General features: G+C 55.9%; 16 protein-coding genes. 8 read left to right on the forward strand and 8 right to left on the reverse strand.

Annotation, left to right across the window (positions count from 1 at the left end):
• Positions 1-13: 13 nt before the first annotated feature.
• Genes pdxK through V6936_RS00335 form a run of 4 tightly spaced genes read right to left on the reverse strand, consistent with a single transcriptional unit; the run spans position 14 to position 3,634 of the window.
• The gene (gene pdxK, locus V6936_RS00320; protein WP_003803196.1) at positions 14-880 is read right to left on the reverse strand and encodes a pyridoxine/pyridoxal/pyridoxamine kinase; all 867 of its coding nucleotides are present in this window, start codon (positions 878-880) and stop codon (positions 14-16) included.
• Positions 877-1,599 carry a glutamine amidotransferase gene (locus V6936_RS00325; RefSeq protein WP_003803198.1) on the reverse strand — a complete coding sequence of 241 codons (723 nt, stop codon included), beginning with the start codon at positions 1,597-1,599 and terminating at the stop codon, positions 877-879. The genes pdxK and V6936_RS00325 overlap by 4 nt, the downstream gene beginning before the upstream one ends.
• 32 nt (positions 1,600-1,631) lie before the next feature.
• Entirely contained in the window at positions 1,632-2,684 is a 1,053-nt protein-coding gene (locus tag V6936_RS00330) for a 2Fe-2S iron-sulfur cluster-binding protein (protein ID WP_003803200.1), read from the reverse strand.
• Entirely contained in the window at positions 2,681-3,634 is a 954-nt protein-coding gene (locus V6936_RS00335; protein WP_003803202.1) for an AurF N-oxygenase family protein, read from the reverse strand. The genes V6936_RS00330 and V6936_RS00335 overlap by 4 nt, the downstream gene beginning before the upstream one ends.
• Before the next feature lie 664 nt (positions 3,635-4,298).
• Between V6936_RS00335 and glyA (V6936_RS00340) the strand changes: the two genes are divergently transcribed.
• Positions 4,299-5,594 carry a serine hydroxymethyltransferase gene (gene glyA, locus V6936_RS00340; RefSeq protein WP_003803204.1) on the forward strand — a complete coding sequence of 432 codons (1,296 nt, stop codon included), beginning with the start codon at positions 4,299-4,301 and terminating at the stop codon, positions 5,592-5,594.
• Between the two features lie 12 nt (positions 5,595-5,606).
• On the opposite strand, the gene pdxR is transcribed toward glyA (V6936_RS00340), so the two are convergent.
• Positions 5,607-7,112, reverse strand: coding sequence for a MocR-like pyridoxine biosynthesis transcription factor PdxR (pdxR, locus tag V6936_RS00345; protein ID WP_336579230.1), 1,506 nt, complete (start codon positions 7,110-7,112; stop codon positions 5,607-5,609).
• A 126-nt stretch (positions 7,113-7,238) separates the two neighbouring features.
• On the opposite strand from pdxR, the gene serC reads away from it, so the two are divergent.
• The 3 genes from serC (at position 7,239) to V6936_RS00360 (ending at position 10,550) form a co-directional block, all read left to right on the forward strand.
• Positions 7,239-8,321, forward strand: a complete 1,083-nt coding sequence (gene serC, locus V6936_RS00350; protein ID WP_336579231.1) for a 3-phosphoserine/phosphohydroxythreonine transaminase — start codon at positions 7,239-7,241, stop codon at positions 8,319-8,321.
• A 72-nt stretch (positions 8,322-8,393) separates the two neighbouring features.
• Positions 8,394-9,683, forward strand: a complete 1,290-nt coding sequence (gene glyA / locus V6936_RS00355) for a serine hydroxymethyltransferase (protein ID WP_003803210.1) — start codon at positions 8,394-8,396, stop codon at positions 9,681-9,683.
• 51 nt (positions 9,684-9,734) lie between these two features.
• Positions 9,735-10,550 (forward strand): DUF6216 family protein, encoded by an 816-nt coding sequence (locus tag V6936_RS00360; RefSeq protein WP_336579233.1) that lies wholly within the window; start codon positions 9,735-9,737, stop codon positions 10,548-10,550.
• On the opposite strand, the gene queC is transcribed toward V6936_RS00360, so the two are convergent.
• The 3 genes from queC to V6936_RS00375 form a co-directional block, all read right to left on the reverse strand.
• On the reverse strand, positions 10,544-11,272 hold the full coding sequence (gene queC / locus V6936_RS00365; protein WP_003803214.1) for a 7-cyano-7-deazaguanine synthase QueC: 729 nt from the start codon (positions 11,270-11,272) through the stop codon (positions 10,544-10,546). The genes V6936_RS00360 and queC overlap by 7 nt on opposite strands.
• Positions 11,269-11,943 (reverse strand): 7-cyano-7-deazaguanine/7-aminomethyl-7-deazaguanine transporter, encoded by a 675-nt coding sequence (locus tag V6936_RS00370; RefSeq protein ID WP_336579234.1) that lies wholly within the window; start codon positions 11,941-11,943, stop codon positions 11,269-11,271. Before V6936_RS00370 ends, queC begins: the two co-directional genes overlap by 4 nt.
• Positions 11,944-12,183: 240 nt before the next feature.
• The gene (locus V6936_RS00375; RefSeq protein ID WP_003803218.1) at positions 12,184-12,846 is read right to left on the reverse strand and encodes a TetR/AcrR family transcriptional regulator; all 663 of its coding nucleotides are present in this window, start codon (positions 12,844-12,846) and stop codon (positions 12,184-12,186) included.
• A gap of 453 nt (positions 12,847-13,299) precedes the next feature.
• Between V6936_RS00375 and V6936_RS00380 the strand changes: the two genes are divergently transcribed.
• The 4 genes from V6936_RS00380 (at position 13,300) to rbbA (ending at position 20,524) form a co-directional block, all read left to right on the forward strand.
• Positions 13,300-15,060, forward strand: a complete 1,761-nt coding sequence (locus V6936_RS00380; RefSeq protein ID WP_039943683.1) for an alpha/beta fold hydrolase — start codon at positions 13,300-13,302, stop codon at positions 15,058-15,060.
• 137 nt (positions 15,061-15,197) lie between these two features.
• Entirely contained in the window at positions 15,198-16,703 is a 1,506-nt protein-coding gene (locus V6936_RS00385) for an efflux transporter outer membrane subunit (RefSeq protein WP_003803222.1), read from the forward strand.
• Positions 16,700-17,779 carry an HlyD family secretion protein gene (locus V6936_RS00390; protein WP_003803225.1) on the forward strand — a complete coding sequence of 360 codons (1,080 nt, stop codon included), beginning with the start codon at positions 16,700-16,702 and terminating at the stop codon, positions 17,777-17,779. Before V6936_RS00385 ends, V6936_RS00390 begins: the two co-directional genes overlap by 4 nt.
• A 3-nt stretch (positions 17,780-17,782) precedes the next feature.
• Complete coding sequence (gene rbbA / locus V6936_RS00395; protein ID WP_003803227.1) at positions 17,783-20,524, forward strand: ribosome-associated ATPase/putative transporter RbbA; 2,742 nt, start codon at positions 17,783-17,785, stop codon at positions 20,522-20,524.

Consider the following 20,524-nt stretch of genomic DNA (forward strand, 5'->3'; position numbering starts at 1 on the left):
AGGAAATATTTGCTCAGGGTCGGAAAGGATCTATTGGCAAAATGAGTTCCTGGTGTCCGGCCTGCCGGGTCAACTCCAGCTGATGCAGCACACTGGCGCTGGCTGTATGCACGGCCGAATGCAGGTCTGCGCCCAGGATCAGATGGGCGAGCAAGGTCGAGGCAAACAGATCGCCGGTGCCTTTGGCGGCGCAGTCGACGCGGGGGTGACCCAGCAAGGTGTCGGCGCGGGGCTCTTTGCGGGCCATTAACAGTTTGATCTGCCCATCCTGCCAGGATTGGGGAGCAGCACTGGTGGCAATGACCCACTCCGTGCGACCGTTAAGCAGTTTGTGCGCGGCGCTGGAGCTGGCCTGAACGGTATCGCAGGGCTGTTGGGCCAACAGGGACAGTTCGTAGTTATTCGGGGTCAGACCATTGGCCAGTGGCAGCAAGGTGTCGTGGTAGCTGTCGATTAGTGCCGGGTCCACATAGACGCCTACATCCAGGTCGCCCATGACAGGGTCGACGATGACGAGTACATCCGGGTGTTGGCGCAGCAAGGTTTGGAGCCAGTGCGCAATGATGACGGCCTGTTGGGCACTGCCCAGATAGCCGATCAGGACCGCGCGCACCTGGTCCAGAGCACCGCGTAACACCAGGTCGTTCAAGAATCCTTCCAGCCACTCGTCGGGCACGGCGCCGCCATGGACGGTTGGATACTGGGGATTATTGCTCAGGAGCACAGTCGGAACGGTCGCCACCTTAAAGCCGTATCGGCGCAAGGTCGGGCCGGCAACATTGTTGCCCACCCGACCGTAAACCACTTGGGACTGAATGGAAACGACATCCACATGGTAGGGATGTCGTTCCCGATCAACAAACGTTACCGCATTGTTCATGCAGCACAATCGGCTTTGTCGGCTTGCTTGAGTTGGCTGAGCCAGCTGTTGAGAACCGTAGCGGCAGCGGCATGCAGGCGTTTCTGTACTGCCATGGCCTCCAGGCGCAGCATTTGCGGATCGATGTCAGCGTGTCCTAGCTCATTGGCATGACCGACCAGCCAGCGCTCCAGCTTGCTGGTGTCGGCTTCCAGGTGAAATTGCAGGCCCAGGACTTGAGTGCCGAAGGAAAAGGCCTGGTTCTGGCCTACATCGGTACTGGCCAGATGAACGGCGCCATCCGGAATGTCGAACTGATCCCCATGCCAGTGCAAAACGGGAATGCCACTGATGGCGGCCAAAGGCGACTCCTTGCCTGCCTCGCTCAGTTTCAGAGGAGAGAAACCGATTTCCTTGACACCTAGCGGGTAGACATTGGCGCCCAGCGCGCGCGCAATCAATTGTGCGCCCAGGCAAATGCCCAGCAGGGGCTTGCCAGCCAGCAGGAACTTGTGGATCAGTTCCAGCTCATCGCTCAGGAAGGGGTAGATTTTTTCGTCGTAAGCGCCGATCGGCCCGCCCAATACCACCAGCAGGTCCGCATCCTGTGCTCCCAAGTGACGCACAGACTCGACGGAAGGGTCAATATAGTGAACTTGGTAGCCCTGCTCGATCAGAACAGGCTCCAGCGTGCCCAAGTCCTCAAAATGAATATGACGCAGTGCGATGACTTTCTTCATAAGGTTTTCTTTCAGTCCAGAGGGTAAGGATGTCAGCTCGTGGTGCCGATGTCTACATTCATGGCACCCGATAGCGGGAAGGTGCAACATGCCAGAGCATGGCCCTGCGCCTTGTCCTGATCGCTCAGGCAAAAGTCAGGTTCAGAGCGGTATTCGCCCTCCGAGATCTGTACCCGGCACGCGCCGCAAATGCCCGACCGACATTGGCTGCGAATGGGTACATCGGCTGCTTCCAGCATTTCCAGCAGGCTGCTGCCCGGTTCGGGCGAGAGTGTTTGTCCGGTACTGCGTACATTGATCTGCAAGGGGGCGCTGCCAGCTGCAGGCTGGATCTCTGCGGCCGAGCTGGCCGGCGGGGAGAACGCCTCGATCAACATATGCGAGATGGGGTGTGCCTGTTTGGTGTATTCGCGCAGGGCTTGAGCAAAGCCGTGGCTGCCGCAAATGACGACGGCCTGCGGATCTTTTAGTTGCTCCATATTTTCAAAGGAGGGGCGTCCCACCTTGAAATGAGCGCTTTCACGGATTTTTTCCTGCGTGACAAACACCGTCAGCGTGAACCAGCTGCTGGTCAGATCCAGTTGCAATAGTTCATGCAAAAAGGGAATGTCGGCAATACGGGCAATACTGAGCAGCAAATGTACTTGTGGTACTGGCAAGCCGTCCTGGGCTCGCGCCGCCAGTTCACGCAGCAAGGCAATGGGCAGGGTAATGCCAATGCCGCCAGCGATCATGGCGATACGCTCATAACCGACAATAGAATCTACCGAAATCTCGCCTGCCACATACTGCAGGGGCACGCTCATGCCCTCGCGCAACGTGGCGTGCAAATGATCGGAGACGCTATTGCGGCCCGAACCTTTGACAGCAATTTCAATCAGGTCTGGATCGGCCACGCGAGTGATCGAATACATACGCTGTTGAATCGTGCCACCGGTATCGGGGTAGCTCAGGGCGACATGCTTGCCGGCCCGCAAGGCGCTCAGAAAATCGAAATGCTTACTTTGCACGCGCAAGGTGAACACTTTGACGTTTCCGGCCTCGGGGCGAACGGTCTCGCAGCGCGCCTGAATCATGGCTGTCATTGCAGCGCCTCCTGTTGCTCGTCTTGGGCCTGTGCCTGCCCCGATTTGCTGTTCAAGCCAATGCGCTCGATCAGGCTTTCAACCGAACCGGTGTACACGCCAATTTCGTTGGAATCGCCGGTGTCGTGCAAAATGTCGCGTGCATTGGGGAAGTTCACCATGGAGAACACTTTTTCCCAGGCGCCCATTTCGTTGTTGGCGAACATTTCCACGGTGCGCAGGATAACGGCACGCATATGCTCACGCTCTTTCTGGCTCAGACCGTGAATGATGTCCGAGGCGACAAAGCTGAACACGCTGGAGTGGCTCCACTCGTCCATGGCGTGCGTGCGGGTCACTTCATGGCAGATAGTCTGGATGCTCTTGTCCTCAGCCATGGTCTTGAGGTAGTCGGTAATCAGGGTTTCGGACGCGCAGGCAATGGCAAAGCGGGTCAGGCGACGCTCGGATTCAGAACTGCACTGGCTCAGGATGTCGTTGCGCCATTGCACCAGGTTGAAGTTGGTGAAATCCAAAGGTTGCAGACCGCGCATGGAATAGATGTAGTTGCATGCCATGATGGACATGCGGGTGTGCAGGGCTTCATCCAGCAAGGCCTGGGACATCACATCCTGCAGCAGATTGCGGTTGGCGCTCGGTGGCGGCGTCTTGATGATGTCTTCGCAGGACGGAGTGACGACGTTGCACTCCACATAAATGGTCTTGAGGTTGTAGATCCCCCAAGCGTAAGACAGACACTGCGATTTCAATTCCTCAGGTGCTTCCAGCCAGGCCTGGTGCTCACGGAAAGGCAGCAGACATTCGCTGAAATCGGCCTTGTTCGGATCGAATGCCAAATTGTTGTAGTCCGGCAGCTCCTGATTGACCGCCGCCCGGTTTTTCCAAAGTACAGACAGCTTTTGCAGCATATTACGTACAGCATCATCGGTTTCGTAGCTTTTGATAGTCATTTCAAACTTCCTTGCTGTTGGTTGCGATCCGTTCGAAATGAACAGATCGTTTTGTTATTCCACCTGTCTCTATTTCCGAATGGAAATTCGCAGGCTTAAAAGGATTTGCTGCTCTTTCAGCCCGGTTTCAAAAAAAGCCCGTTACCGGGTCTTTAGGAACCTTGCAAGATCAGCGCGGTTGAACTGCCGTTAAAGCAATGGCGTTTCCTGTGGTTATGGGAAAACTGGGGATGGTTTTAATGCGCAGATTGAAAAGAGTGATAATCTGTTTGAGCGTTTAGAAGTATGGGCATTGAGTATTCGTTGGCTGCATTCTAATGATCCTATGACAATAAATGACAGACCATTTTCAGGCTATTTAACAGACCACTTAAGAATAAAAATTTGATTTCTGTTTTAATTCTTGACTGAAATAATCGGGATTGGCTTTCTTGCTGTGTTTCAAGGGATTTTTAATTCTTTATGCCTTGAATGTTTATCCGGACAATAATGATTAAAAGTGGTCTGGTGAATTAATTTTTAATGGACTGTTTGATTGGACGATAAACAGAATAGGATGTTTATCTTTCGCCCTGGAAAACGACATGCCCGGGCTTGCCCTTTTGTCTCGTGACTGAAAAACGGTCGCGACCGTCAAGGGGCTTATATCTAAACAGGAACTCCCATGAAGAGTCTTGCCGGTGGCGACACCTCCCACCTGCCTGTGGTGGGTTCGCAATTTCTACAGCAAAGCGATCGCAATCTTTGGGACATCATCGAGGCCGAGCGACGCCGACAGCAGCACACCATTGAGCTGATTGCTTCGGAGAATTACCTGAGCCGATCCGTTCTGGACGTACAGGGGTCCTTGCTGAGCAACAAGCAGGCGCAGGGATACCCAGGGCAACGGATTTATGGCGGGTGCGAACAGGCCGACCAAACCGAAGAGCTGGCTATCGAGCGGGCCAAGTCGGTGTTCGGGGCGGCGTTTGCCAATGTGCAGGCCCACTCGGGCAGCCAGGCCAATCTGGCGGTCTATCTGGCCCTGCTCTCGCCGGGTGATACTATTTTGGCGCTGGATCAAAGTGCCGGCGGCCATATCAGTCACGGCTCGCATGTGAATGTTTCGGGGCGCTGGTTTCAGACCTGTTCTTATGGTGTGGATCGCCAGACCCAGTGGGTGGACATGGACGAGGTGCGTGCTTTGGCTCACAAGGAGCGTCCTCGCCTGATCATCGCGGGTGGCTCCTCCTATTCACGGACGCCCGATTTTGCCGAGTTCAGAACGATTGCCAACGAGGTCAATGCATATCTGATGGTGGATCTGGCTCATAGCGCCGGACTGGTGGCGGCGGGCTTGATGGAGTCGCCCGTACCGCATGCCCATGTGACCACTTTTTCCACGCATGGCACTTTACGCGGTCCCCGAGGTGGCATCATTTTATGTAATGAGCCCAAGTTGGCGGAGCGTTTGAGTCAGGCTGTGTATCCGGGCCTGCAGGGTGGGCCTTTGCTGAACATTATGGCGGCCAAGGCAGTGGCACTGGGAGAGGCAATGAGCCCTGCCTATAAAGCCTATGCACAGGCGGTCATCATCAATGCGCGCAGTTTGTGCCGCCGATTGGCTGAAGGTGGCCTGACTGTGGTGTCGGGAGGCACGGACTGCCACTTTGGCGTGGTGGATCTGCGCCCCTGGGAGTTGTCCGGGCCCTTGGTAGAACGGGCCTTGGCGCAGTTGGGTATCAGCTTGAGCAAACATCGTGTGCCGTATGAGCAGGCTCATGCGGCCTATTCCGGCATACGGGTGGGGAGCGGCGCCTGTACGACCCGGGGGCTGGGGGAGGATGACTTCAAGGAAATTGGCGACATGATTCTGGCGTTGCTGGGCGGCGTGCGCAGCGGTGCTCGCAGCGCGCGCACCGAAAATGCCATTTTAGAAGGGGTAGCCGATCTGAACCGGCGATATCCCCTTGCATATTGACTGCAGCCTGGCTCAACCCTTGCCCTGACGCAAGGCGTTGGCCAGACGCAACATGGCGGATTCAATCTCGTAGGCCGTCAAGGATGCATAGCCCAGTAGCCACCCCTGTTGTTTTTCCTCACCAATATACAGCCGGCTCAAACCGGGTAGCTGTACGCCAGCGCTTAGGGCGCGGCGCAAGGTGTGTTCTTCCGACCAGCCGGGCTCAAGGAAACAGGGTATCTGCAAGCCGCCCTCAGGTCTGGCGGCGCGCACAATACCTTGAAGATGTTGTTCAATGGCCTCCAGCATGATCTCCCGACGCCCCGTGTACAGCTTGCGCATGGCCCGGATGTGCGAGTTGTAGTGGCCGTCTTCCATGAAACGCGCCAGGGTCAGCTGCAGTATCTGAGGAGTGTGCCCATCCATGATGCTGCGGGCTTGTGTAAAGGGTTTGACCAGCTCCGGCGGCAGAGCCATATACCCCATGCGCAGCCCCGGATAGAGCGTTTTGCTGAACGTGCCCAGGTAAATCGTACGCTGATACTTGTCCAGACCCTGCACGCAGGCGGTGGGCAGGCCGTCATAATGAAACTCGCTGTCGTAGTCGTCTTCCAGAATCCAGCGGCCATTTTCGGCCGCCCAGCGTATCAGTTCCAGGCGACGTTCCAGTGAAAGGGTCGCCCCTGTTGGGTACTGATGGGAGGGGGTGACATAAATGCAGTTTGCACCGCTGCGGTCTTCATGCAAAAGCTCGGTGCGCAGGCCCTGTTCGTTCACCCCAATAGGTACGACACGGGCTTCGGCCGCTTCAAAAGCCTTGCGCGCGCCGAAGTAACCTGGATTCTCAACCAGAATGGGCTTGCCCGCATCGACCAGTAGTTGCGCACACAGGAACAGAGCTTGGCGCGTACTGCTCAAAATCAGAATCTGATCCGCGGATACCTTGGCGCCTCGTTCCAGATTCAGGTATACGGCAATCGCTTTGCGCAAGGACTCGGTGCCCTGGGGATCACCATGTAGCAGGATGTTGGCGCGAAAGTCCTTCATGGCCTGACGCTGCAGGCGTTCCCAGACATCGGTCGGAAAGTTGCGGGTTTCAGGCAAGCCGGTGGCAAAGGCCTTGATGGTTTGCTGATCGGCAATACCGCCACTTTCAAATACGGCGCGGCCCCGGCGGCTCAAGCCGGTACCCGGTTCCATGACGCTGCGTTTCAGATCCTGGGCCTTGATGCGCCGGTAGGCGCTGCCTCGCAGCTCGGTTCCCACGGATTCAGAGACATAACTGCCCGAACCTTCACGTCGCACGATAAAGCCGTCGCGGTGGAGTTGGACATAGGCGTTCTCGACGGTATCGCGCGCCATGCTCAATGATTTGGCCAGTGAGCGCGTGGCAGGCAGCTTGACTCCGGGACCCAGAGCGCCATCCAGAATCAGCGCCCGTAGGGCACGTTGAATACGCTGGTGAAGATCCAGGGATTGAAGTTCATCATCGTTAAGACGCATTTTCAAGGTGTCCAGTTCAAACGAACGCGTCATGCGGTCTGCTCCAGAGAAGATTAATGGTCTGACTAGTCAGACCATTGTGCTCGTAGACTTGATTGTCGTTGCCGAAATAGGGGGGGCCTGTTCCGGCGTTCAGGTTTGTACAGGATCTCAGCAAGTATGTCCCGACCCTTTAATTTCAGCGCAGGGCCCAGCGCCTTGCCGATCGATGTTCTCTTGCAAGTGCGCGATGAACTGCTCGATTTTGCCGGCACGGGGGTATCCGTGATGGAAATCAGCCATCGCTCCCAGCCCTTTATGGATTTTGCCCACGCGACTGACGCCGCGGTGCGTCGCGTTCTGGCAGTTCCATCGGACTATCATGTGTTGCTCCTGCAAGGGGGGTCGTATCTGCAGTTTTCTCAAATTCCGATGAACCTGTTTCATAAAACAAACACAGCGGACTATATACACACGGGCTTGTGGTCGGAGCAAGCGGCTAATGCCGCCAGGCAATATGGGATTGTGCGAACCATTGCCAGTTCTCATGAAACTGGATTTGATCGTGTTCCTGAAATTAATGAATCTCATATTAATCTGGATGCGGCTTACTTGCATTACACGGAGAATGAAACTGCACAGGGCTTGCAATTTTCAAAACCACCCATTTCGTCTATTCCATTAGTGTGTGATGCCTGCTCCAGCCTGATGTCCAAGCCGATTGACATTGCCGCACATGATTTGGTTTATGCCTCAGCCCAGAAAAATATGGGTATTGCCGGTGTCACGCTCGTATTGCTCAATCCTGCTATTTTAGACAAGCCTTTGGCTGCAACGCCACAGGCGTTGGATTTTTCCATTCAGGCAAAAAAGCAGCCCCTGTTAAATACTCCTTCCACGTTTTCCTGGTATGTGATGGGCTTGATGATGGAGTGGATTGAACGTACGGGTGGAATAGAAGTGCTGCATGAAATCAATAAGAAAAAGTCACGCCATCTTTATAACGTGATTGATGGCAGTAATGGTTTCTATATCAATCATGTTTTGCCTGATTATCGATCTATCAATAATGTTCCTTTTCATATTTTCGAAAGAAATTTGGAGGATCTATTTGTTCGGGAAGCGCAGGAAAACGGATTTCATGGTTTGAAGGGCCATCAGTCGACTGGGGGCTTGCGCGCCAGCATTTACAACGCCGTCACCCTGGATGCGGTACAGGAGCTGGCGCTGTTCATGCGCGAATTCGTGCGCACGCACGGTTAAGGGCGATGCCCGCCTCTCAGAGCGGCCAGGCAGGTGGCTGCGATTTGACCTAAGATTTTTTAAGGAAAAGCGATGTACGACAACACACTCACTCTGGCTGAATTCGACAAGGAACTGGCTCAGGCCATGGCTGGTGAACAAAGCCGTCAGGAAGATCATGTAGAACTGATTGCCTCGGAGAACTATGCCAGCCCCTTGGTCATGCAGGTTCAGAACTCCGTTTTCACCAACAAGTACGCTGAGGGTTATCCGGACAAGCGCTATTACGCCGGTTGCGAGTTTGTGGACGTGGCCGAGCGTTTGGCCATCGAGCGCCTGAAGGCCCTATTCGATTGCGATTATGCCAACGTGCAGCCTCATGCCGGAGCACAAGCCAATACCGCCGTGTTTCTGGCCCTGCTCAAACCTGGCGATACGGTAATGGGGATGAATCTGGCGCAGGGCGGGCACCTGACGCACGGTAATCCCATCAATATTTCGGGGCGTCTTTACAACATTGTTCCTTACGGCGTCGATACCCAAACCGGGCTGATCGATTACGACGAAATGGAGCGGATTGCTATCGAGACCAAGCCCAAGATGTTGATCGGCGGTTTCTCTGCCTATTCACGCGTGAAGGATTGGGCGCGTATGCGCCAGATCGCTGACAAGGTGGGTGCCTGGTTCTGGGTCGATATGGCTCATGTGGCCGGCCTGGTGGCGGCGGGTGAGTACCCCAGCCCCTTGCCATACGCACATGTGGTTACCAGCACCACGCACAAAACCCTGCGCGGCCCACGTGGTGGCGTGATCATGGCTAAAGGGCAAAGCGACGATTTCTACAAACGTTTGAATTCAGCGGTGTTCCCCGGCGTGCAAGGGGGGCCCTTGATGCATCTTATTGCAGCCAAAGCCGTTGCCTTCAAGGAAGCCCTGCAACCCGAGTTCCGTACCTATCAGCAAAATGTGGTGCGTAATGCCCGAGCGATGGCAGCGATACTGATTCAGCGTGGCCATACCATCGTGTCTGGGGGTACGGATAACCACATGATGCTGATTAACCTGTCGACCAAGCCTTATACCGGGCAAGAAGCCAGTGATGCCCTGGCGGATGCTTACATCACCGTCAACAAAAACTCAGTGCCCAACGATCCGCGCTCGCCCATGGTGACCTCGGGTATCCGTATCGGAACGCCTGCCGTGACGACACGGGGCTTTACCGTGGCCGATTGCGAGCAACTGGCGCATTACTTGTGCGATGTGCTCGATGCTTATGAGGCGGGCACGCTGGAGGCCGTCAAGCACGATATTCGTGAGAAGATCGTCACCTTGTGTCGTACGTACCCGGTGTATCAGGTACAAACGGAACCAGCCCAGCTGTAATGTGTCATTCTGTTGATAAGGACCCAGCCACTTCGGTGGTTGGGTTTTTTTATGATGAATAATATCTCAAGTCTTTTTTCTTATTTTTCTGCCGCTTTTAGTTTATTTATCTTTCTGAGCGTGTTGGCGGGCTTGCTCTACCTGTTCTTAAGGGGGGCGTATTTCATATTTTTCAATAAGCTATGGTCTTTCTTTCATCGCGACAAATTTTATGATGCTTATTTGGATGCCGAGCGAGAAAAATCGCTGGATGTAGAGCGTTTCAAGATCATGTTCGGGCTCCACCGCGTTGATGATATTCAGACAGTGAAAGACACACATCGCGCGGTGAAATGGGCGCACTCCAGCGCCATTGCTCTGAGAACACTGGGCAAAGCAGGGGTCTGGGTCAACTGGAAAGAGCAAAGAGTAGAGAAACCCAAGGCTGTGCAACGGGCGGTGCTGCCGATTTTTTGGATTTTGATCACTTTTTTGATCGCGATTTTCGCGACTTTAGTCATCCGTCCCGATGCGATTATTAAATTTAAAGAAAGCGAGGTTTGGGCATGGCAGGGCGAGAAGGGCTTGCACTCTTTCCTGGCGTCAGGAGATAAAAAATGGGTTTATGATCTTTCCGATTGCTCACTACCGAAACAAGCCCAGACTGTTCCTTTTCTTGAGGATGAAAGGGAGTGGGTTTGTGCGGCGGTCAAGTCAGGAGATTATTTTTCCAGCTTACACTCAACGGTGAAATTCCAGCGTTATTTCAGTGCGCCCATCCTGATTTTTCTGATGTGGTGTTCTGTTCTGCTGCTATTGAAAAGCCACTCTTTGTCCACCGCATTGCGTTTGCATCGAATCCTGCATCCCTGCCGAAATGCTCAATGACCGGGATCGGCACGCCGCCTGCTCCAGTTTGCATATCCTTTGGCGCGCAGTTCGCAAGCGGGGCAGCGTCCGCAGCCATATCCCCAGTCATGCAGCGCTTCCCGCTCATTCTGGTAACAGGTATGGCTGTCTTGCTGGATCAGCCTGACCAGAGCATCTGAGCCCAGTTGGTCGGCCATCTCCCAAGTATCAGCCTTGTCCAGCCACATGAGGGGCGTCTCTATGGTTAGGGGACGCTCTATGCCCAGACTCAGGGCGACTTGCAAAGCTTTAAGGGTGTTGTCCCGGCAGTCCGGGTAGCCTGAGTAGTCAGTTTCAGACATGCCGCCTACCAGCGTATCCAGCCCGCGACGGTAGGCCAAGGCAGCGGCCAAAGTAAAGAACAGCAGGTTGCGACCGGGCACGAAGGTATTGGGCAGGCCATCGTCCTGCACCGCAATGCGCATAGGCTCAGTCATGGCGCTGCCGCCTATCTGTCCCAGAACACCGGCGTCAAGCACATGATCTTCGCCCAGGCGCTCTGCCCAATGTGGAAAGTGTCGGCACAGATTTTCTCGCAACGTCTGGCGACATTGCAGTTCCGCATGGTTTCGCTGGCCGTAGTCAAAGCCCACGGTCTCCACAAACGCAAAACGATCCAGAGCCCATGCCAGACAAGTGGCCGAATCCTGTCCCCCCGAAAATAGGACCAGGGCTCGACGACGGGCAAGCTGCGGCTTCATGCTTTGACCTGCGCAGGGCTCAGGGCGCGGCGTTTCATGGTGCTGATCAGCGAGTTGAGCAAGACACCGTACATAGGAACAAACAGCAACAGGCTCACCCCCAGCTTGATGACGTAATCGACGAGCGCGATTTCGCCCCAGTACTCCGCCATGAAAGGATTGCTGCTGCGCCAGAAGGCGATGCCGAAAAAGGCCAGAGTATCCAGTGCCTGCCCAAAAACTGAGGCGGCGGCCGGGGCGATCCACCACTGCGTGTAATCGCGGCGGATGCGGTCAAAGACCTGTACGTCCAGCAACTGTCCCAGCACATAGGCCGCGAAACTGGCCAGTGCAATACGAAAGACAAAGCTGTTGAACTCGCCCAGTGCCTGCAAGCCATTGAACTGGCCTTCATGGAACAGCACGGAGACGACATAGGAGGCGATCAGGGCCGGAAACATGGCGCGGGTGATGACGCGTCGTGCCTGCGATTTACCCATCAGGCGCACGGTCAGGTCGGTTGCCAGAAACACAAAAGGAAAGCTGAAAGCGCCCCAGGTGCTATGAAAGCCAAACAGCTCAATAGGAAGTTGAACCAGATAATTGCTGGCGATCACGATGAATACGTGAAAGGCAATGAGAAGTCGCACATACAGCGACAGCCGTGAAGACGGCATAGCGGGCAGAATCATGTCTGAACCTTTTTGGTGGATGGGGTGAGGGAACCCATTGAAAATGGACTGCAACCAACTATTGTACGGGCAGTTGCGGTTTGAGGGAATGTGTACCGGTCGCCAGTGTAGCGTGGGCGCCCGACCGCCTTATATGTCTGGCTTGATAAGGCTTATGGCTCAACGCAGGAGTGGGGCGATTGCACCCCCGCTTGCGGTTTGCAGCAGCCCGGCGCCTGGGGCTGGGCTGACCGATCCCATTTAAGCGGTGGGTTGCAGTTGTTCCATCAGCAGGCGCTTGTGCAACAGACGGACTTCTTCAAAGGCCACGGGCGAGTTTTCCGGTCCCAGGACCAGCAGGACCATCAGCCACATCAGGGAGGGCGAGGCAGCCAGCGTGTAGTCCGAGGCGCTGACATCGGGGCGGATGAGCCCACGCTGTATTCCCGCTTCAAAGAAAGCCTGGTTAGCCATGTAGTTCTGGCTCAGGAGCTGCTTGCCCCAGTAATGCGCCAGATCAGGCACTCGACCGCTTTCTGTCATCAATAGCCTGAACATGGCTTGCACATCCGGGCTGGACAGACGTTCATACAGTTGCTTGAGATACTCGTCCACGATACAGGACAAAGTATCGGCCTGGTAAGAATCCGATAGTTCGAAGGCATGGCCTTGAGCAGGCAGCAGAGTGTGGCGAAGCATGTCCTCGAATACCTCGTCTTTGCTGCTGTAGTGCGCGTAAATTCCGGACTTGGAAATGCCGGCGCGGGCCGCGATGCGTTCCAGCGAGGTACCCAGAAATCCCCGGTGAGAAAACTCTTCAAAGGCGGCGCTCAGAATTTCGCGTTTGCGCTCGGCCGAGGACAGGTAGCGTCGCTTGTTTGTGCTTTCGTTTTTTGTCGATTTATTGCTAGGTGAGTCTGTCATGTCATCCTGTAGGGATGGGCAAGAGATGGGGGCTTGCAGTATATCAGGCCGTCAGTTTCGGGCCCCGGTTTGCCAGAAGGTAAGCGTGTCCTGGGCACATGCTTGTTTTGTCATATGGCGGCAGAAATAATAGTTCTGTCCTGACTTTAAAACCGTATTTGTTTCAATAGATTTCATTGGTTTTTCTTTTAGGTTTCTTCCCTTTTTAGGGAAGGTTTATTTATTTTCATTTCCGTTTTATTTCCCTATTTCATTTCAGGCACGGTATAACAACAAGTGCAGCTTGGATGTTGTGTTTTTATGTGTCATGAGCTTGATCTAACGCAAAGGTTTTTTATAGGTTTTTGTTAAAAGGCCTGCATGCAAAAAGTTTAGATGTAAACTGGTGTATTATCAAAAAGACTAAGCGGTCGTATCTGCTTTTTCTTTGGATGTACTTTTTGCGGAGTGACAATGGTGAGTAGGCAGTCCCCTGATCAGACTGAGCATCTGGACGCATCCGCACGAGCCGCTTGGGCTCGTATCTGGAGCTCGCTCTCTCCTGAATCGCAGTTTCTAGCCTGGATGGACTGGATACGCCATCTGGGTTTGAGCCCAGGTAAACAGGAGCAGCTCAGACAACTGGCTCAACGCCAGTGGGAGCAGTTGTTTCGCGAATGGAGCCAAGAGCTGGCAGCGGCGGCTCAACTTCCTGCTCACGCCTCTGTTCAGACCCCGTCGTCTGCTGCTGTTGCCGACCGTCGGTTTTCTGATCCTGCATGGGACCGTTGGCCATTCAATTTATTGCGACAGACCTATCAGGCGCAGCAGCAATGGTGGCAAAGTGCCACTGAAGGAGTGGCTGGCGTTGAGCCGCATCATCAAAAGCTGGTCGCTTTTGGTGCCGAGCAATGGCTGAACATGCTGAGTCCCAGCAATTTTGCCTGGACCAACCCCCTGGTATGGGACAGAACCCTGGCCGAGCAGGGCGCGAATTTCAGTCGCGGTCTGGAGAACTGGCAGCAGGATATGCAGGCCCAACTAGCGGGTGAGCCGCCTGTCGGGACCGAGGATTTTCAGGTAGGAAAGGATGTGGCCGCTACACCCGGCAAGGTGGTGTTGCGCAACGAGCTGGCCGAGCTGATTCAGTATGCGCCCAGCAGCAAGCAGGTCCACCCGGAACCCGTTTTGATTGTTCCGGCCTGGATCATGAAGTACTACATTCTAGACCTGTCGGCCCATAACTCCCTGATTAAATACTTGGTAGATCAAGGCCATACCGTATTTTGCGTGTCCTGGAAGAACCCCCAGGCCCAGGATCATGCTTTTGGCATGGACGATTACATTCGTCTGGGCTGGAAAGCCAGCCTTGATGCGATCAACGCGATTGTCCCCGGCCAGAAAATTCATGCTACGGGCTATTGCCTGGGCGGCACCCTGCTGGCGATCGCGGCAGCCGCCATGGCACGGGATGGCGATGAGCGCCTCGCTTCCCTGACCTTCTTTGCTGCGCAGACGGACTTTTCAGAGCCGGGCGATTTGTCCTTGTTCATCGACGAAAGCCAGGTCAGTCTGCTGGAAGCCCAGATGGCCGATGAAGGGTATTTACGCGCCAATCAGATGGAAGTGGCCTTTCAGCTTCTACGTTCCGCGGATTTGGTATGGGCGCCTTTGGTCAATAAGTATTTATTGGGTGAACGCCGTCCGCTTAACGATCTGATGGCCTGGAATGCGGACGCTACCCGTATGCCTGCCACCATGCATTCGCAATATTTGCGGCGCATGTATTTGAATAATGATTTAAGTCAAAACCGTTATCCGGTGGAAGGTCGTATCGTTTCTCTTGCGCACATTAATTTGCCTATTTTTTGCGTCGGCACTGTTTCTGATCATGTTGCCCCCTGGCGCTCTGTTTATAAGCTGCATTATCTGGTGCCTGCCGAGATCACGTTTGTTTTGACCACAGGCGGTCATAACGCCGGAATCGTCAGCGAACCGGGCCATCCGCGCCGTCATTATCAGATTCATACCCGTGCAGCAGGCACAGCGCCTGTTTTGGTGGACGAGTGGCAGGCACAAGCCGCTTCGCATTCAGGTTCCTGGTGGCCCGCCTGGAGTGCATGGCTGAAAGCGCGCTCGGGCGCGCAAACAAAAAAGCCACCGCAGATGGGTGCCGCCAAGCAGGGTTATGCCCCTCTAGGCCCCGCGCCCGGTCAATACGTATTGATGAAGTAAGCAGTCTGGTCATACAAGCTTGCACAACAGTGAGCTTGCCGCTTTGTTCCAGGTCGGCAACCGGCGCAACGCCAGTTGCTGACATGCTGTATTGCCTTGACGGCAGTTTTCTTTTTTCTCATTAGGCATGTTTTCAAATGGCTCCACAGACCCACGATGTGAGTATCAAGCATCAAAGCGTTGCGCGTCGTCCTTATTTCGCGCTGGCTGCCTTGCTGGTCACGCTGGCAGGTTGTGCCTCGATGGCGCCCGATTATGTTCAGCCCGCATCCCCTGTTCCGCACGCCTATCCGGATCTGTCCGCAGGGCAGGCCGAGGCGGTGCGGGCGCGGGACCTGGGGTGGCGTCAGTACTTTAAAGATCCGGTTCTGAGCAAGCTGATTGAAACCGCATTGGCCAATAACCGCGATATGCGAGTGGCCGTGTTACGGGTTGAGGAAGCGCGCGCCGCGCTGAACTTGCAGCGTAGCGAGCGTTTTCCGGCGTTTACGGTGGGCGGTCAGACAGCCCGGTCGCGTGTGCCGGGCGATATGAATCCCTCCGGGCAGGCCGTTACAGGCGGGGATTACCGTGCGCAGATCGGTTTGACCACGTGGGAGCTGGACTTATGGGGACGGGTGCGCAGCCTGGAAGATGCAGCGTTGCAGGGCTGGCTGGCAAGTGAGGCGGGTCGTCAGGCGGTGCATGTGGCCTTGGTCTCGCAAGTAGCCAATAACTATCTGGTCGTGCGCGAACTGGATGAACGCGTACAGATTGCCCGCAAAAGTGTCGAGAGCCGTCAGGAGTCCTATCGTATCTTTTCCCGCCGCTACGAGGTGGGGGCCACCTCCAGGCTGGATGTCACCCAGGTGCAAACCTTGCTGACACAGGCTCAGTCGCTACTGGCTCAACTGGAGCAGCAGCGGGCGGTACAAGTGCATGCCCTGCAGCAACTTCTGGGCGCGGACCCGGGCGTCCCCCTGAGCGGCGCTCCGCTCAACGAGAACGTGATGTTGGCCGAGCTGGCCCCTGGTTTACCTTCGGACCTGATGCTGTGGCGGCCGGATATTATTGCCGCGGAGCATACATTGCGCGCCGCCAATGCCAACATTGGAGCGGCGCGTGCGGCCTTTTTCCCACGCATTGCCTTGACGGGCAGTTTCGGCACGGCCAGCGCTGAGTTGGACGGTTTGTTCGATTCCGGCAGCAAGGCCTGGACATTCGCTCCTACCATTTCCCTGCCTATTTTTGATGGCGGCCGCCGCAGTGCCAACCTGGATGCGGCTTATGTACGCCGTGACATACGAGTGGCGGAGTACGAGAAAGCCATTCAGAGTGCCTTTCGTGAAGTCTCGGACGCCTTGTCGGCGCGTCGCTGGTTAAGTCAGCAGCTGGAGGTCCAATTGGTCGCCCGTCAGGCCCAGACCGAGCGCGCCCGTTTAGCGCAGATGCGCTACGACAATGGGTCGGCTGCTTATCTGGAAGTGCTGGATGCGCAACGAGACTTGCTGGATGTGGAGCAGCAGGTGGTGCAAACGCGCCGCGCACTGCTAGCCAGTCAGATTGCGCTGTACAGCGCCCTGGGCGGTGGCTTGGACCCCGCCGACACCCTGACAAACATTTCTATCCCTTCTCAATCGGATTCATCTTCGAGCCAGTTATGAGCACACCCTCTACCTTGAAAAAAAACATTGTTCCTGTCCTGATTGTTGCCGGGGTTCTAGGCCTGGGTTGGTGGGCATGGCAGAAAATGTCCAATACCGGTCCGGGTGACGGCTTTGTCAGCGGTAATGGTCGTATCGAGGCGACCGAGATTGATATCTCCACCAAGTTTGCCGGCCGTATCCAGAGCATTGAGGCACGCGAAGGCGACTTTGTGAAGAAAGGCGAAGTGCTGGCTGTCATGCAGCAAGACAGTCTGGAGGCTGCCCGTGATGAGGCTGTTGCCGGTTTGCGGCAGGCTGAGAACAATGTGGCCGTTGCGCAGGCCCAGGTGGCACTGCGTGAAAGCGATGCGATTGCCGCCAAGGCGATGGTCGGGCAGCGTGAGTCCGAACTGGATGCTGCCCAGCGTCGTCTGGCTCGTTCCACCACCTTGTCCAAAGAAGGGGCCGCGTCGGTGCAGGAACTGGACGATGACCGCGCCCGCGTGCGGGGCGCTCAGGCAGCTGTTGCTGCCAGTCAAGCGCAAGCCAATGCGGCGGTTGCTGCCATCAATGCGGCCAAGGCCCAGTTGATCGGCGCCCAGTCTGCGGTTGAGGCCGCCCATGCCGCGGTTGCCCGCATCGAAGCGGACTTGCGCGACAGTGAGCTGGTCAGTCCGCGCGATGGACGGGTGCAGTTTCGGGTTGCCCAGCCTGGTGAGGTGCTGGGGGCCGGGGGACGGGTGCTCAATGTGCTGGACTTGTCCGATGTGTACATGACCTTCTTTCTGCCTAGTGAAGTGGCGGGCAAGGTGGCCCTGGGCTCCGAAGTGCGTCTGGTGCTCGATGCGATCCCCGATATGCCTGTTCCTGCCACCGTGTCGTTTGTTGCCAGCTCGGCCCAGTTCACGCCCAAGAGTGTCGAGACGGCGTCAGAACGTCAAAAACTGATGTTTCGTGTCAAGGCTCAGATTGCTCCAGAGCTGTTGAAAAAACACCTGGAGCAAGTCAAGACAGGCCTGCCTGGGGTGGCCTGGGTGAAGCTGGACCCCAATGCCAGCTGGCCTGAGTCGCTGACTTCCACCCTGACGGAGTAAACCATGCCCAAGCAGCAAGCGACGGCTGTTGCTCGTGTAACGGAGCTCAGTCAGCGTTATGGCGATACGCTCGCCCTGGACCGTTTAAGCCTGGATGTTCCTGCCGCTTGCATGGTCGGACTGATTGGTCCGGATGGTGTGGGCAAGTCCAGCTTGCTGTCCTTGCTGGCCGGTGCACGCGTGATTCAGGAAGGCCACATTGAGGTACTGGGCGGCGATATGGCAGATAAAAGCCATCGCGATAAGATTTGCCCGCGCATTGCCTACATGCCCCAGGGGCTGGGCAAAAATTTGTACCCCACCTTGTCGGTGGAAGAGAACCTGCAGTTTTTTGGCCGTTTATTTGGGCACAATGCCGCCGAGCGCCGCCGCCGGATTGACGATCTGACACGCAGCACGGGACTGTATCCTTTTTTGACGCGCCCGGCTGGCAAGCTCTCGGGTGGCATGAAGCAAAAGTTGGGGCTGTGTTGCGCGCTGATTCATGACCCGGATTTCTTGCTGCTGGACGAGCCCACCACCGGCGTGGACCCCCTGGCCCGCAAACAGTTCTGGGACCTGATCGAGCGCATACGACGTGAGCGCCCAGGCATGAGCGTGATTGTGGCCACCGCCTATATGGATGAGGCTCAGCGCTTTGACTGGCTGGTGGCCATGGATGATGGGCGGATTCTGGCAACGGGTTCACCCCGGGAATTGCTGGAACGCACACAGAGCAAAAATCTGGAGCAGGCTTTTATTCGCCTCTTGCCCGAGGACAAGCGTCAGGGCCACCAGGAGGTTGTGATACCACCACTGGATGTGGATGCGAACGATATCGCCATTGAGGCCGAAGGACTGACCATCCGTTTCGGCGACTTTACCGCCGTGGACCATGTATCGTTTCGCATCCGGCGTGGCGAGATTTTTGGTTTTCTGGGCTCGAATGGTTGCGGCAAGTCCACCACCATGAAGATGCTGACGGGCCTGCTGCCGGCTTCAGAGGGTCAGGCCTGGCTGTTTGGTCACGAAGTCAATCCCAAAGACATCGATACCCGCCGTCGTGTGGGTTACATGTCGCAGGCGTTCTCCCTGTACGGCGAGCTGACGGTTCGACAAAACCTGGTGCTGCATGCCCAGCTTTTCCACGTTCCTGATGACCAGGTGCAAGCGCGTGTCGCTGAAATGGTGGAGCGCTTTGAGCTGGGCCAGATTCTGGATCGCCTGCCCGATGCCATTCCGTTGGGCATGCGTCAGCGCCTGTCTCTGGCGGTGGCGATGGTCCACAAGCCCGAGCTACTGATTCTGGATGAGCCAACTTCGGGGGTGGACCCGGTGGCTCGCGACAATTTCTGGCGTTTGCTGATCGAGCTGTCCCGACGGGACAAGGTCACCATTTTTATTTCCACCCACTTCATGAACGAGGCCGAGCGTTGTGACCGCATGTCCATGATGCATGCCGGTAAAGTGCTCGATAGCGACACGCCCGCCAATCTGGTGAAAAAACGGGGAGCGGCCACGCTGGAGGAGGCTTTTATCGGCTACCTGCTCGAGGCCAGTGGCCCCGAGCCGCAGGCCGAGCCCGCGACCGAACAGACGACGCTTGTCGAAGCGCCCGAGCAGCAGGAGCATCAGGAGCGTTTCAGTCTGCAGCGTCTGTTGAGTTACACCTGGCGCGAAACGCTGGAGCTGCGCCGTGATCCGGTGCGGGCAACCCTGGCTCTGGCCGGTTCCCTGATTCTTCTGTTTGTGATGGGTTTTGGCATTACTCTGGACGTGGAGGATTTGCGCTATGCGGTACTGGACCGTGATCAGACCAGCATCAGTCAGAACTACGCCTTGAATCTGTCAGGGTCGCGCTATTTTCTGGAGCAGCCGCCGCTGACGGATTATCAGGATCTGGACGATAGAATGCGACGCGGCAAGATTGCCCTGGCCATTGAGATTCCGCCGGGCTTTGGTCGCGATGTGTTGCGTGGCAGCAATCCTGAAATTGCCGCCTGGGTGGATGGCTCCATGCCCACCCGTGCTGAGACCATCCAGGGCTATGTGAAAGCCATGCATCAGCAGTGGCTGATTACGCAGGCCAAAGAACGTTTGGGAGCAGGGGCGCTGGTGACGCCCGCCAGTATCCAGGACCGCTACCGTTACAACCCCGATGTCAAGAGCCTTCCTGCGATGGTTCCGGCCGTCATTCCTGTGCTCTTGTTGATGTTGCCGGCCATGCTGACCGCGCTGTCTGTGGTACGTGAAAAAGAGCTGGGCTCCATCATCAATCTCTACGTGACCCCGGTTACGCGCGTGGAATTCCTGCTGGGCAAGCAGATTCCCTATATTGGCCTGGCGATGGTCAACTTTTTGTGCATGTGCTTGCTGGCCATCACGATATTCGATGTACCCATCAAGGGCAGCTTTCTAACCCTGAGTCTGGCGACCTTGATGTTTTGCGTGATTTCGACCGGCATGGGGCTGCTGGCTTCTACCGTGACTCGCAGTCAGATTGCCGCCATGTTTTTTGCCATGATTGGCACCATGCTGCCCGCCACCCAACTGTCCGGCTTGCTGAATCCGGTGTCCTCTATGCAAGGTCTCAGTCGCTGGGCGGGCGAGCTTTACCCTGCCACGCATATGTTCAACATCAGTCGTGGGGTGTTTAACAAGGCCTTGACCTTCTCGGACCTGCATGGCGCCCTGTTTGCCTTGTTGCTGGCCATCCCGGTGGTGTTGGGCGCTGCGGTCATGCTGCTCAGAAAGCAGGAGAGCTGA

It is taken from the genome of Alcaligenes sp. CHO6, from assembly GCF_037120595.1.
Lineage (GTDB): Bacteria > Pseudomonadota > Gammaproteobacteria > Burkholderiales > Burkholderiaceae_B > Alcaligenes > Alcaligenes ammonioxydans.